The sequence below is a fragment of the Vibrio sp. Vb2880 genome (genome assembly GCF_033337975.1).
GTDB lineage: Bacteria > Pseudomonadota > Gammaproteobacteria > Enterobacterales > Vibrionaceae > Vibrio > Vibrio alginolyticus.
On sequence record NZ_JAWORT010000014.1, the window covers coordinates 43,672 to 57,866 of the forward strand.

The 14,195-nt window shown below is 45.6% G+C and carries 8 protein-coding genes; 3 read left to right on the top strand and 5 right to left on the bottom strand.

Going from position 1 to position 14,195, the window contains the following annotated elements; all coding sequences use genetic code 11:
• Positions 1 to 56: 56 nt before the first annotated feature.
• A complete protein-coding gene (locus R7M92_RS15745; protein WP_053306886.1) occupies positions 57 to 464 on the bottom strand; it encodes a DUF3293 domain-containing protein in 408 nt (135 codons plus the stop codon).
• Positions 465 to 825: 361 nt separating this feature from the next.
• Between R7M92_RS15745 and arcA the strand changes: the two genes are divergently transcribed.
• Positions 826 to 1,542, top strand: a complete 717-nt coding sequence (gene arcA, locus R7M92_RS15750; RefSeq protein WP_005381824.1) for a two-component system response regulator ArcA — start codon at positions 826 to 828, stop codon at positions 1,540 to 1,542.
• 85 nt (positions 1,543 to 1,627) lie between these two features.
• Here the strand turns inward: arcA and R7M92_RS15755 are convergent, their stop codons facing one another.
• From R7M92_RS15755 to R7M92_RS15770, 4 genes are all read right to left on the bottom strand, one after another.
• On the bottom strand, positions 1,628 to 2,077 hold the full coding sequence (locus tag R7M92_RS15755) for a hypothetical protein (protein ID WP_005381825.1): 450 nt from the start codon (positions 2,075 to 2,077) through the stop codon (positions 1,628 to 1,630).
• A 1-nt stretch (position 2,078) separates the two neighbouring features.
• Positions 2,079 to 4,433, bottom strand: coding sequence for an aerobic respiration two-component sensor histidine kinase ArcB (gene arcB, locus R7M92_RS15760; protein WP_005381826.1), 2,355 nt, complete (start codon positions 4,431 to 4,433; stop codon positions 2,079 to 2,081).
• A 237-nt stretch (positions 4,434 to 4,670) separates the two neighbouring features.
• Positions 4,671 to 6,416 (bottom strand): diguanylate cyclase domain-containing protein, encoded by a 1,746-nt coding sequence (locus R7M92_RS15765; protein ID WP_318133801.1) that lies wholly within the window; start codon positions 6,414 to 6,416, stop codon positions 4,671 to 4,673.
• Positions 6,417 to 6,451: 35 nt separating this feature from the next.
• Positions 6,452 to 7,411 carry a TIGR01212 family radical SAM protein gene (locus R7M92_RS15770; protein ID WP_017633631.1) on the bottom strand — a complete coding sequence of 320 codons (960 nt, stop codon included), beginning with the start codon at positions 7,409 to 7,411 and terminating at the stop codon, positions 6,452 to 6,454.
• 551 nt (positions 7,412 to 7,962) lie between these two features.
• Here R7M92_RS15770 and gltB point away from each other — a divergent pair.
• On the top strand, positions 7,963 to 12,513 hold the full coding sequence (gene gltB / locus R7M92_RS15775; protein WP_318133803.1) for a glutamate synthase large subunit: 4,551 nt from the start codon (positions 7,963 to 7,965) through the stop codon (positions 12,511 to 12,513).
• Entirely contained in the window at positions 12,513 to 13,982 is a 1,470-nt protein-coding gene (locus tag R7M92_RS15780) for a glutamate synthase subunit beta (protein WP_318133805.1), read from the top strand. The genes gltB and R7M92_RS15780 overlap by 1 nt, the downstream gene beginning before the upstream one ends.
• Positions 13,983 to 14,195: the final 213 nt, after the last annotated feature.

The window sequence follows — 14,195 nt, forward strand, 5'->3', positions numbered from 1 at the left end:
CCGTGAATTTTCTCACCCAAGCGGTGCTTCAGTGAGCAGTATCCTTTTCTATACCTTCATACGAGCCGAGGTTTAATGGAGCCTAACGTATGAAAAACTTTCGGCTGCGAGCACGCAATAAGATAAAGTTGGTCATTAATGACGTAATAAATCGCGTTTTGTTGAAAGTCATTCGCCAATTCAACGGCTACCTCTGGCGACAACTCGACGGCAAAGCTTTCCTCATACCATGTAAAAGCGCTATCACCTACCGTGACAGGCGCGTAATTAACGTGCTGTAGCTGTTTTTCTAACGCGTGATTGTTTATGCTGTTCTCTTCTTTGGACCTCAAGTTACTGTATGGGTTCCAAGCGGTTATCACAGCATAGTTTGAAACACGCCACTCGGCTTCGAATCTGAAAAAAGATTCTGAATAAGCATTCCATAACGATGCGTCTATGTTCGTATTACTTTTTTCTATCATAAGTCTTAAACGATTAATAACAGTTACATTTCATCAATTGATATAAATCAACAAACTGAATGGAATTAACATTTGAGCATTGTTAGCATGCTGTTAACAATATAAAATCCGCTCAATATCTTAGGGTGTTTACGTTTCAGGCCCCACTGAAAGCAGGAAATGAAAGGTAAACAAGCCCTTTAGAATAAACGTCGCCATTGGATACTGGTGAGTTGGCAAAATTCCATGGAGGGCGGATAACTGAAAGAAGTGTTTTTTTGATCAACTTGATTTATTATCAAAATCACATTACCTGTATGTTATATTTTTGCCTAGAATTTATTCTATTAGCACAATTTTGTCACAAATTTAGGTACCGCCAATGCAAACCCCGCAGATTCTTATCGTTGAAGATGAGCAAGTAACTCGTAACACTCTTAAGAGTATTTTTGAAGCAGAGGGATACGCTGTTTTTGAAGCCAGTGACGGTGAAGAGATGCACCAAGTGTTGTCTGATAACTCAGTCAACTTGGTTATTATGGACATTAATCTTCCAGGCAAGAATGGCCTTCTACTAGCGCGTGAACTACGCGAGCAAGCGAACATTGCTTTAATGTTCCTGACAGGCCGTGACAATGAAGTAGACAAGATCCTAGGTCTTGAGATTGGTGCAGATGACTACATCACTAAACCATTCAATCCACGTGAGCTAACTATTCGTGCACGTAACCTACTTAGTCGCTCAATGAGCTCTAACGCGGTGCAAGAAGAGAAGCGCTCGGTAGAAAAGTATGAATTCAACGGTTGGGTACTAGACATCAACAGCCGCTCTCTAGTAAGCCCTGCTGGTGATAGCTACAAGCTACCTCGCTCTGAGTTCCGCGCACTACTGCACTTCTGTGAGAACCCGGGTAAGATTCAAACTCGTGCAGATCTTCTTAAGAAGATGACTGGTCGTGAACTTAAGCCACACGACCGTACTGTAGACGTAACGATTCGTCGTATCCGTAAGCACTTTGAGTCTGTTTCAGGCACGCCAGAAATCATCGCCACTATCCACGGCGAAGGTTACCGCTTCTGTGGCGATCTAGAAGACTAGATTTAACCACTAATATGCGAAGGGCTTGCTCATTGAGCAAGCCCTTTTTGTTTTAGGTCTAACGACTAATGCAACATCATTGCGGTTAATAAACCTTGTTAATCTTCACGTACTTTTCGACTAACCAACGCTGTTTACCCGCATCGTCTAGAAGCACTGCGATATCAACCGATTTTTCTGTGTTCACATCAATGTGAGACGAGAACGCCACCTCCCATCGGCTTTCACTGTGCGTTCGAGTATCTAAAGACGCACTGTCCACCAACCACTCTTTTTGCCCCTGTTTAATAATAAGAGCTTCTGCCGTTAGATTTGCAGGAAGTAACTGATCTCCTTCGAGGTAAAGTGCACCTTGAATACTTTGCTCTTCCACGTCCCCAATATTCGGCATGAGGTTCACCCATAAATTACTTTTGAGCTCAACATTAACCTCATTAATCGTAATCTGACTGTTTTGTTGCCAATTCACATTTGGAACGGAACTACAGCCTGCCATCAATGCCATGGCTAATGCCAATGGTGCGATTCTTTTCATGTTATTTCCTTTGTTCCAACCAACTTTTGAGGACTTGAATATCGTTTTGGTATTCATTTTTGATCTCTTCAACCCAGTCTGAAATGTTTTCCCACCATGCTGGCATATCAGGCGATTGCGCTTTTTGCGCCACACTTTGGATACGTTTCAGGCCAATTGAACCTGCAGCACCTTTGATTTTATGCGCTTCAGAAACAATCCCATCTTGATCTTTCGCTGTCATGTTCGAATCTAAGACATCAATATAGTCTGGCATCATATCTTCAAACATTTTTATGCTGTCGTAGACAGGTTTTGCACCAACAATGTCGACGTAAGACTCTAACATATCCATATCGAGCAAATGTGTCTCAATCACAGGAGAAGGGACTGGCTCTTCCACTGTTTCGGGACCGCTCACCACTTCCTTAGGTTGTTCTAACTGGTGAGCGAAAAATTTATCAATCACTGACTGAATAGCATTCACTGCCAGCGGCTTACTGATCGCATCATCCATGCCGTTATCTAAGTATTCACGACGATCTTTCATTACATTAGCAGTTAAGGCGACCAATGGAGGAAGATTGTTATAATGCTTGCGGTAATAATTGGCGACATCAAAGCCCGTCATATCAGGCAGTTGGATATCCAACAACGCTAAGTCGTATTTTTCTGGCACAAAGTTCACTAACGCTTCTTGGCCCGTCATTGCCACGGTGACAGAGTGCCCTAGGCTCTCAAGTAACGATTTAGCCACAGTTACGTTAAGCTCGATGTCTTCGACCATAAATATGTTGAGGCGCACATTGTCACGTTTCGCATCAATGACTGGCTCAGCTAGTTCAACAATCGGAACGTGGATCGATACAGTAAAAGTGCTACCAAAGCCTTCCTCACTGGTAACCGTAATGTCACCATCCATCATATTGATCAGTTGCTTAGATACCGCCAAACCAATACCTGTACCGACCGCATGCAGGTTGTCCTTGCCTGATTTCACTTGGTAGTACATCGCAAAGATCTTATCTAGCTCTTCGTCTGGGATACCAATACCTGTGTCTTCCACTTCCATAATAATGGTCGCAAAATCGTCTTCGACATCCGCGCTCACTGTCATCACAACGCCACCTTCTTTGGTGAACTTCATTGCGTTGCTGACCAAGTTCCAAATCACCTGACGTAGACGGGTTGCATCCACTTCAATTGCTTTTGGCAAATCGCTTAAACGTTCTAAGTCAAAGCGTAACCCTTTTTGTTCTGCCATCAGAGCTGAGATGCTTTCAATCTCAGCGACGAAGTCTTCGAAGTTAAGTGGCGCAGGTAATAGTTCTAACTTACGGCGATCAAATTTATCCATATCGATAATATCGTTGAAGATGTTACCTAGCGTAATCGCACTCACATTGATGGTCTGCATGTGTTTACGCTGCTCTTCTGTCAACGGACTATCTAGAAGCATACGACTTAAGCCTACAATGCCATTCAGCGGCGTTCGCAGCTCATGACTGATGGTTGAGATGAAGGTAGTTTTGTCGCGGCTTGCTTTCTCTAACGACTCTTCATGGCGCTTACGTTCAGTGATATCACGACCGAACCCAACGAGACCAAGGTGGCGGCCATCTTTGCTGTAAAATGGCACTTTACGAAGCTCAAAGTAATGCTTGCGACCATCTGGGTATTCGAGCCATTGCTCGTAAGTAATCGCTTGATTATCGGCAAAAACCTTTTGGTCAGTATCAACGATATGCTCGGCGATTTCTTTGCTATACACATCCCAAGGACTTAATCCGACTAACTGGTGCTCTTTCTTGCCCGTTAGCTCTTCCATCGCGCGGTTACAGCCAGAGAAAACACCATCCGCATTGCGGTAGTAAATTAAGTCTGGTGAGGCATCAATAAATGAACGTAGTAATGCGGTACGTTCTGCCAGCTCTAATTGAGTACGTTCGCGTTGGAACACCTCGTTTTCGAGGTCTTGCATCGCCTCTTCACGTGCTTCTTCCGCTTTAATACGCTCTTCAATTTCTTGGTTAAGCTTTTCAATGTTTTGTTGAAGTTGGTAATTCAGCTCTTGATCTCGCGAACGCATGTCCTTCAGTTTGGACACCAGCTTAGTTAAACGCTGGCGAGACTCTTCTAGTTGATCGACAACCACAGAGAGGAAGTAAACCGCCCAAGGGGTGATCAATAGACCAAAAAACACCGAACGGACAATGTCGATATCATCTACTCGCCCTTTGAGAGCTAAAGTAATCCCTACCTGCACCACAACAGCTAATGCCACCAGCGCAAGGGCTAGCAAAATAGAGAAGCGAACAATCCCCAGTTTGACTAGCAAGTCGACATAATACTGGGCGAGATTTTTCATGGGTTTCATTAACTACTCCATGGTGGTGGCTAGATAGCGCCATTCGATGATGAAAAACAGGTAAATGCACTCGACCTAACGCAATTTAGGTCTGTTTGATTAGTGAAAAACACACGGTGCGATCTGCGCTTGTGATACGAGATAGAAAGATAAACCAACGAGCGCACAGGCTTGTGTAAGTTTAACGTGTTTAATACGGTGATTTAAACAATCAGCTATCAACTTAGAGCAAGCGGTCACAAAGCGTTAGCAAGAACTGGGGTGAATACAGGTGCGATTACGTCCATCAGCTTTAGCTTGGTATAACGCACTGTCAGCCATAGCGATGCCCATTTCGGGTTCATCACCATGCTGAGGAATGTAAGAGACCAGACCGATACTGACGGTAAGGCGTTCAGATGCTTCTGAACTGTCGTGTTCCATATCAAGCTGTAGAATTTTCTCATGAATACGCTGTGCTACGTTGCGCGCACCTTCCGTGGTGGTATTCGGCAAGATAAAACCAAACTCCTCGCCACCATAACGCGCAACACAATCCGAAGAACGATTGATGACTTGTGTAAACACGGTAGCGACACTGACTAACGCTTCATCACCTTGTTGGTGACCGTAACAGTCGTTGTAATCTTTGAAAAAGTCGATGTCACATAACATGATGGTGAGCGGCAGCTTTTCTCGAGCGTGGTGGTACCACAATACCTGCAGCTGTTCGTCGAAACGGCGTCGGTTCGATACTTGAGTTAAGCTATCCATAAAGCTCAATTTTTCTAACTCTAGGTTGGCTTTTTCCAACTTTTGTTCTGCAAGATAACGCTCAGAAATATCACGCGCCATGATCAGCACACCATTCGTTCCTGATGCTTTATCTTTAAAAGGCGATTTCACCACATCAAACCACGTACTTTTACCATCACTACTCACGACTTTATCTATGTATCGAACTGGCTCTAACTGGCGTAATGCTTCTAAGTCACTGTCTGCTAAGCGCGCGTACATCTCTTTAGGAATCACGTCTTGGAGGCGCTTACCTATCAAATCAGAAATTTTTGAAATGCCTAACGCCTTAACAAAAGGCTGATTACACGCTTGATAGACCATGTTCTCATTGAAAATACCAATAGAGTCCGGACTGGCATCCAGAATCGTTTGTAAGATAGTATCTCTTTGCGCTAGCGCCACCTCTGTATCTTTGCGACGCTCCATTTCATCTCGCAGATTCTGTTGCATCTTGTGCCATTCAGTCACGTCATGACTAATAGACAGCGTACCGATAAGCTCACCACTCGGCGAAACAAGAGCGTTTTGACTGACTTCCAATAAGCAACTTCGACCTTGTGGATCCATTGTCCATTTACGTTCGCTTTTTCTGGTCATCTCACCCAAGGTCTTGGATGCGCAAGCTTCTTCCCTTCGCCCTTGCCAGAATTGATCAAATGCTCGATTGGTCGTTAACAGATTGCCTTGGCGGTCTTGGGTACAAATCAGCTCTGAAAGTGAGTCTAATGCCGAACGTGCGATGATTAATTGTGCAAGTTCTTGTTGCTGCTCTTGGTGAGTGGCTTGATATGGCTGAGCATAAAGAATCCAAACTCGATGATTGCGCAATAAACTCTTTCTGCCTGACAGCTCCACTTTAATAGATTCACTATCAGATAGTCGCCAGTCAAAAGCCTGCTGACGAAAATGACGACTAGAGAAGCGATCGAGAAACTGCTCAAGCTCATGAATATCGAATAAAGCAGGATACAAATACCCCGTTCCCAAAGAGCGAATGCCTAATAACTGCATCGCAGCCTGGTTAGATAGCAAGAGCTGAGCATGGCTAGTGTCCACCACTATGACTGGATAGGGAGAATCCGTTACTAGTTGCTTAAGTGACGTCTGAAAGTGCAAATAGATCAGTGCTAACGCGCACACGCCTGCGATTAACAACAAGACGACATAGCCATAACCGCCTTGACCACCCCAAAGCCAATTGAGTAACTGATCCATCGTTTAAACCTTCAAAGAACACTGGTTAAAATATATCAGTTATTTATTGAGCGATCTGCTATTAATTCCGGTTTAGTATAGATAAAGGTATTCCCCGTAAGACTCCCTTGAGCACCATGAGCACTGAGATCTCGACCAATTTCCGTCATCGCTAGCCAACGGTTTTCACACCACAGAGGCGATAATAACGTGGGCCTCCTGGCTGCTGATGAAACGCGATGATAAATCACATCTGGTGGTGTCATACGAATCATTTCACTGGCGATCGCAACATATTCTTCTAATTCAGGGGCTTCTAGCTTTCCAGCACGCCAAGCTTTCGCCATGGTGCTACCTTCGACAATATGCAAGCCATGTAACTTGATGCCATCCGTTCCCACGGCCAACACTTTTTGCAGCGTTTCAATATTTTCGGCGCGGGTTTCTTTGGGTAAACCCACAATTAAGTGAGTACAAACCTTGATTCCGAGTGTTCGAGCACGCTTAGTGATTTCGGCATAACACTCAAAGTCATGACCACGATTGATACGTTTGAGGGTGTCGTTGTTGGCGGTTTGAAGACCTAGTTCTAGCCAAATTTCATAACCTTGCTGTACATAGCCCGACAGTAAATCCAATACCGCATCAGGGACGCAATCAGGACGCGTCCCCACACAAAGACCAACCATGTCTGCAGCCTTTAGTGCTTCCTCATACATGTTTTTGAGAACTTGTACTTCTGCATAGGTACTGGTGTAGGCCTGAAAATAAGCGAGATACTTCTTCGCTCTGTGAATTTCACCTGCGCGATCTTTTAACTGTTCGTGAATGCTTTTTATCTGGACTTCTTCATCTGCAAACGAAGCCACATTGCAAAATGTACATCCTCCCCGCCCAATCGTGCCATCGCGGTTAGGGCAACTAAATCCACCGTGCAATGTTAACTTATGAACCTTTTCACCGTATCGACGCTGAAGATCTTGGCCGATTGTATTGACCAACTCATGTAACTGCATAAATTCTCACCAACAATAAATCGTAATCAATCTCACTACGATCTGTGTAAATAAATTACATCCCTGCAAGAAAAAACACACAATATTAATCAATTCAAACACCCATCATGCAGGTCAAAATCAATAAACTTGCATAATTAAAGACAAAAATCGTTCATGTTGCGTAAATGTTAAACTAAAAATGCATAATTAAACGAAAAAATTGGGTCACAACGCCGACTTTTTCATTGCATTCTGAAGTGACAAAATTGTAGGATACTTACACAACCCCGTTATTTTTGTGACTTTTATTACAAAGCACACTGCGGGATTTGTCGGTGTTATCCCACTCCTACCTATATAAATCACTAGATAGTGATAATAAATAAAGGGATACCACCAAGGATTGTTTTTCTCGCAAAACTTTTCCTGCGAGATACGGAAAGGAATCAAGACCGGTCAACCTAGATCGGTGGCGATAATAAATATAAAGGACAAGACGTAATCAATAGTCTAGGTAGTATTTGCTGCCCGGTACTTTTGCGTCGACATTGAACTGGAAGGATGTATCTATGGTAGATAGAGAGCAAAATCCACAGGGTCTGTACACTCCGGAACTGGAGCATGACGCTTGTGGTATCGGTTTTGTTGCTCACCTTAAAAACCGTAAATCTCATGAAGTAGTGACTCAAGCATTGGATATGCTGGCTCGCATGGAACACCGTGGTGGTCAAGGTTGTGACCCATGCAGCGGTGACGGTGCGGGTATCTTGCTACAAAAACCTCATGAATTCCTATTAGAAGAAGCCGTTAAGCTAGGCATTAAACTGCCTTCGTTTGAAAAGTATGGTGTTGGTGTCGTTCTTTTCCCGAAAGACGAATACAAACGCGAACAATGCCGTGACATTCTAGAACGCAACGCACAGCGTCTAGACCTTGAAGTTATCGGCTACCGCGTATTACCAACCGACAACTCCATGATTGGTGCCGACCCTCTAAGCACAGAGCCTCAATTTGAGCACGTGTTTATCTCCGGCGGCCCTGGCATCACGCCTGAAGAGCTAGAACGCAAACTGTACGTACTTCGTAATTACACCGTACGCGTTTGCCTAGAAAGCGTTTCGAACATTGGTGACGACTTCTACATTAACTCCATGTCTTACAAGACATTAGTGTACAAAGGTCAGTTAACGACTGAGCAAGTACCTCAGTACTTCCTCGATCTGCAAAACCCGACCATGGTGACTGCACTGGCACTGGTACACTCTCGTTTCTCTACCAACACCTTCCCGAAATGGCGTCTTGCACAGCCTTTCCGTTACATTGCCCACAACGGCGAAATCAATACAGTTCGCGGTAACTTGAACTGGATGAAAGCCCGTGAAGCAATCCTAGAATCAGACCTGTTCACTCAGGCTGAAATCGACATGCTTCTTCCAATCTGTCAGGAAGGCAGCTCGGATTCATCTAACTTTGACATGGCACTTGAGCTCCTAGTTCTGTCTGGTCGCAGCCTGCCACACGCATTGATGATGATGATTCCTGAAGCATGGCAAGAAAACAAAAACATGGATCCTAAACGTCGCGCGTTCTATCAGTACCATGCGAACATCATGGAACCATGGGATGGCCCGGCTTCCGTATGTTTTACTGATGGTGTTCAAGTTGGTGCGACACTAGACCGTAACGGTTTGCGCCCTTCTCGCTACACAGTGACCAAAGATAACTTCCTAGTGATGGCATCTGAATCTGGTGTTGTGGATATAGAACCAGAAAACGTTGAGTTCCGTGGTCGCCTACAGCCAGGTCGTATCTTCGTTGCAGACCTAGAACAAGGTCGAATCATCTCTGATGAAGAAGTGAAAGACACCATCGCAACGGCACAGCCTTACGAGAAGTGGGTAGAAGAAAACCTACTGAGCTTGAAGAAGCTGCCAGATGCGAGCAACCAGTTCAGCCAACCTAAGCCAGAACACCTTCTACACCGCCAACAAGCGTTTGGCGTAAGCACTGAAGAAGTGAACGAAATCATCGTTCCAATGGCGAATGACGCGAAAGAACCATTATCAGCAATGGGTGCCGACTGGCCTCTTGCGGTTCTATCTCATCAATCTCAGCACCTTTCAAACTACTTCAAGCAGCTGTTTGCACAAGTAACTAACCCACCGATCGACCCGATCCGTGAGCGCATGGTTATGTCGCTGAACACTTACTTGGGTAAAGACCAAAACCTTCTGACTGAAACACCACTTCACTGTCAGAAAGTAGAATTGGAATCGCCTGTTCTAGCCAACTCTGAGCTTGAAAAATTGCGTGCGATCGATAACGAGCACCTACAAGCGAAAACGTTGGATATCGTATTCCAAGCTAGTGAAGATCAAGGCAAACTTGAGCGTGCATTAAAACGTATCTGCCAATACGCAGAAGACGCGGTTATCGATGGTTATTCAATCATCCTACTCACTGACCGCGCAGTGAATTCAAACCACGCGGCGATCCCAGCAATGCTGGCAGTTGGCGCAGTACACCACCACTTGATCCGTAAAGGTCTACGTGCGAAGTGTGACATCGTGGTTGAAACTGGTGACGCGCGTGAAACGCACCACTTTGCAACGCTACTTGGTTACGGTGCTAATGCGGTTAACCCTTACCTAGTGATTGAAACCATCATTGAACTTCAACGTACGAAGAAGTTGGATCCAGAAGCGAACCCTCGCGATCTGTTCAACAACTACCGTAAAGCGATCAATGGCGGTCTTCTGAAGATCTTCTCGAAGATGGGCATCTCTACGCTACAGTCGTACCATGGTGCGCAAATCTTCGAAGCATTGGGTATCCACAAATCCGTGGTCGACAAATACTTCACAGGGACGGTTTCTCGTATCCAAGGTCTAACCCTTGATGATATCGCCAAAGAAGTACTTATCCGTCACCGCATCGGTTACCCACAACGCGAAATCCCAATTCAAATGCTGGATGTTGGTGGTGTTTACCAATGGAAACAGCGTGGTGAGAAGCACCTATTCAACCCAGAAACCATTTCTCTACTGCAAGAGTCTACGCGCAACAAGAACTACGATCAGTTCAAGCAATACGCGACTGCTGTAGATAAGCAAGGTGACAACGCGGTAACCCTGCGTAGCCAACTTGAGTTCATTAAGAACCCCGCTGGTTCTATCTCTATCGACGACGTCGAGCCAATTGAAAGCATCGTGAAACGCTTCGCGACGGGCGCTATGTCATTCGGTTCTATTTCTTACGAAGCACACTCCACACTAGCTGTTGCGATGAACCGTCTTGGCGCGAAATCGAACTCTGGTGAAGGTGGTGAAGACCCAATGCGTTTCGAGCGCAAAGAGAACGGCGATTGGGAACGCTCTGCAATCAAGCAGGTGGCTTCAGGTCGTTTCGGCGTAACCTCTTACTACCTAACTAACGCTGAAGAGCTGCAAATCAAAATGGCTCAAGGTGCGAAGCCAGGTGAAGGTGGTCAGCTACCAGGCGATAAAGTAGATGACTGGATCGGTGCAACGCGTCACTCGACTCCGGGCGTTGGCCTTATCTCTCCACCACCACACCACGATATCTACTCAATCGAAGATTTGGCTCAGCTTATCTACGACTTGAAGAACGCGAACCGCGCAGGCCGTGTAAACGTGAAGCTGGTATCAGAAGCAGGCGTAGGTACGATCGCTTCTGGTGTAGCGAAAGCGAAAGCGGACGTTGTACTAATCGCAGGTTTCGACGGCGGTACAGGTGCATCACCAATGTCTTCAATCCGCCATACCGGTCTTCCTTGGGAACTTGGCTTGGCAGAAACGCACCAAACGCTACTGAAGAACGGTCTACGTAACCGTATCGTGGTTCAAGCAGATGGTCAGATGAAGACACCTCGCGACCTTGCAGTGGCAACACTACTTGGTGCAGAAGAATGGGGCGTAGCAACCGCAGCATTAGTGGTTGAAGGTTGTATCATGATGCGTAAGTGTCATAAGAACACTTGTCCTGTTGGTATCGCGACTCAGAACAAGACGCTTCGCGAGCGCTTTGATGGCCGCGTAGAAGACGTCGTTACCTTCTTCCAATACATGGCACAAGGTCTACGTGAAATCATGGCTGAGCTTGGCTTCCGCACTATCGATGAAATGGTCGGTCAAGGTCAGAAACTGAAGATCCGCCAAGACATTTCTCACTGGAAATACAAGAACCTAGATCTGTCTCCTGTTCTCCACGTTGAGCAACCACGTGAAGCTGATGGTGTATTCAACCAAGCTCAACAGAACCACAACCTAGAAGAAGTGCTAGACCGTAAGCTGATTCAAGCAGCGATTCCTGCACTAGAGAAAGGCGAAGCGGTGAATGCCGAGTTCCCTATCGTCAACACGGACCGCTCTGCAGGTACCATGTTGTCGAACGAAATCTCGAAAGTGTACAAAGATGCGGGTCTACCTCAGCCAATGAACGTGAAGTTCAAGGGTTCTGCGGGTCAGTCATTCGGCGCATTCCTAGCTAAGGGCGTGAAGTTCGAAGTAGAAGGCGACGCGAACGACTACTGGGGTAAAGGCTTATCTGGCGGTACCTTAGTACTTTACCCAGATGCAAAATCAAGTATTGTCGCGGAAGACAACATCGTGGTTGGTAACGTGTGTTTCTACGGTGCAACTTCGGGTGAGTCTTTCATTCGCGGTATGGCTGGTGAACGTTTCTGTGTTCGTAACTCAGGCGCGAAAGTAGTAGTAGAAGGCGTCGGTGACCACGGTTGTGAATACATGACTGGCGGTGCAGCCATCATCCTTGGTTCAACAGGTCGTAACTTTGCCGCAGGTATGAGTGGTGGCGTGGCTTACGTATGGGATAAATCAGGTGACTTTGAGTCAAAACTGAACCCAGAATTAGTAGACCTAGATCCAATCGAGAAAGAAGACAGAGATCTATTACTCGACATGCTAACTAAGCATGTTCAATTCACAGGAAGTGAAGTCGCTCAGTCTTTCCTAGACAACTTTGAAGCAAGCCTAGCCTCTATGGTTAAGGTAATGCCGCGTGACTACAAAGCGGTTCTTCAAAAGCGTAAAGCTGAAGCACAGTCTCAAGGAAACGAAACTCAAGTGGAGGCCGTATAATGGGTAAGCCTACTGGATTTTTAGAGCATGGTCGTGAACTACCACAGAAGATCGACCCAGCTGAACGCATCAAGAACAACAAAGAGTTCGTTCTGAACGAGGAGTTTGGTGACAAGATCAATACTCAGGCTTCTCGTTGTATGGATTGTGGTGTGCCGTTTTGTCATAACGGCTGCCCTATCGGTAACATCATCCCAGAATTTAACGACGCGGTTTATCGTGATAGCTGGGAAGAAGCATGGAACATTCTAAGCTCAACCAATAACTTCCCAGAGTTCACTGGTCGTGTTTGCCCTGCTCCATGTGAAAGTGCTTGTGTACTTGGTATCAACCAAGATCCAATCACTATCTGTAATATCGAGAAAACCATCGTGGAAACGGCGTATCGTGAAGGGTACGCCAAACCAAAAACACCACGCTCTCGAACTGGCAAAACCGTTGCGATCATCGGTTCGGGCCCTGCTGGCCTTGCGGCTGCTGAGCAGTTAAACAGCGCTGGTCATACTGTGACGGTATTCGAGCGAGACGAGAAAGTGGGCGGTCTGCTACGTTTTGGTATCCCAGACTTTAAACTGAGCATGGAAGTCATTGATCGCAAGATCAATCTAATGGCAGAAGCTGGCATTGAGTTTAAAGTAAACCAACACGTCGGTGTTGATGTAAATGCTCAACAATTGCGTCAAGAGTTCGATGTGGTTCTACTAACCGGTGGCTCAACGGTTCCACGTGATTTGCCCGTTCCGGGTCGTGAACTAAAAGGCGTTCACTTCGCGATGGAATTCCTAGGTCAAAACAACCGTCGCGCCAATAACATGGACATGAAAACGGAAGAAATTCACGCTGCGGGTAAACATGTTGTGGTTATCGGTGGTGGTGATACGGGTTCAGACTGTGTGGGAACATCAAACCGTCACGGCGCAGCAAGTGTAACTCAAGTGGAAATCATGCCGATTCCACCAGAAAAGCGTCCTGCCAATATGCCTTGGCCACAGTACCCGATGATCCTACGTACTTCGACATCTCATGAAGAAGGCGTTGATCGTCACTGGAACATCCTAACTAAAGAGTTCATCGGTAACGACAAAGGTGAAGTTACTGGTCTTCGTTTGGCTGATATCGTTTGGGAAGAGGCGAAACCTGGCGAGCGTCCAAGCTTCAAAGAAGTAGAGGGCAGCGAGCGTGTGATTCCATGTGATATGGCATTTCTAGCGATGGGCTTCCTACACCCAGAACCAACAGGTGTACTTGCTCAACTGGATATCGCACTAGACGATCGCGGTAACGTAGCAACTCAAGGTTTTGCTACAAACCAAGAAGGCGTATTTGCTGCTGGTGATATGCGAACAGGCCAATCTTTGGTGGTTCGTTGTATCAATGAAGGCCGCGAATGTGCCCGTGCTATCGATGATTACCTAATGGGTGGCACAAACCTAGAAGCAAAAGCAGATTCACTGATGCTTTCTGCTTAACGAAGCAGTCATGCTTCTCTCTTTCAATTGCCTAATAGCCATCAGCAATATCGATGGCTATCGGTGAAGAAAGAAAACAATTCCTTCCAATCTTTCTATTTTGACCAGCATTTTATGCTGGTCTTTTTTATCTCCCACAGAATCAAATGTTACTTTTTTGTAACAATCAATTTTCTATCTATTTGAAATTATTAAACTATTTTAGCTTATTAA

What these genes read in the sequence shown, in the direction of transcription:
- R7M92_RS15745 (WP_053306886.1), bottom strand. Translation starts at nt 464, where the DNA reads ATGATAGAAAAAAGTAATACGAACATAGACGCATCGTTATGGAATGCT.
- arcA (WP_005381824.1), top strand. Translation starts at nt 826, where the DNA reads ATGCAAACCCCGCAGATTCTTATCGTTGAAGATGAGCAAGTAACTCGT.
- R7M92_RS15755 (WP_005381825.1), bottom strand. Translation starts at nt 2,077, where the DNA reads ATGAAAAGAATCGCACCATTGGCATTAGCCATGGCATTGATGGCAGGC.
- arcB (WP_005381826.1), bottom strand. Translation starts at nt 4,433, where the DNA reads ATGAAACCCATGAAAAATCTCGCCCAGTATTATGTCGACTTGCTAGTC.
- R7M92_RS15765 (WP_318133801.1), bottom strand. Translation starts at nt 6,416, where the DNA reads ATGGATCAGTTACTCAATTGGCTTTGGGGTGGTCAAGGCGGTTATGGC.
- R7M92_RS15770 (WP_017633631.1), bottom strand. Translation starts at nt 7,411, where the DNA reads ATGCAGTTACATGAGTTGGTCAATACAATCGGCCAAGATCTTCAGCGT.
- gltB (WP_318133803.1), top strand. Translation starts at nt 7,963, where the DNA reads ATGGTAGATAGAGAGCAAAATCCACAGGGTCTGTACACTCCGGAACTG.
- R7M92_RS15780 (WP_318133805.1), top strand. Translation starts at nt 12,513, where the DNA reads ATGGGTAAGCCTACTGGATTTTTAGAGCATGGTCGTGAACTACCACAG.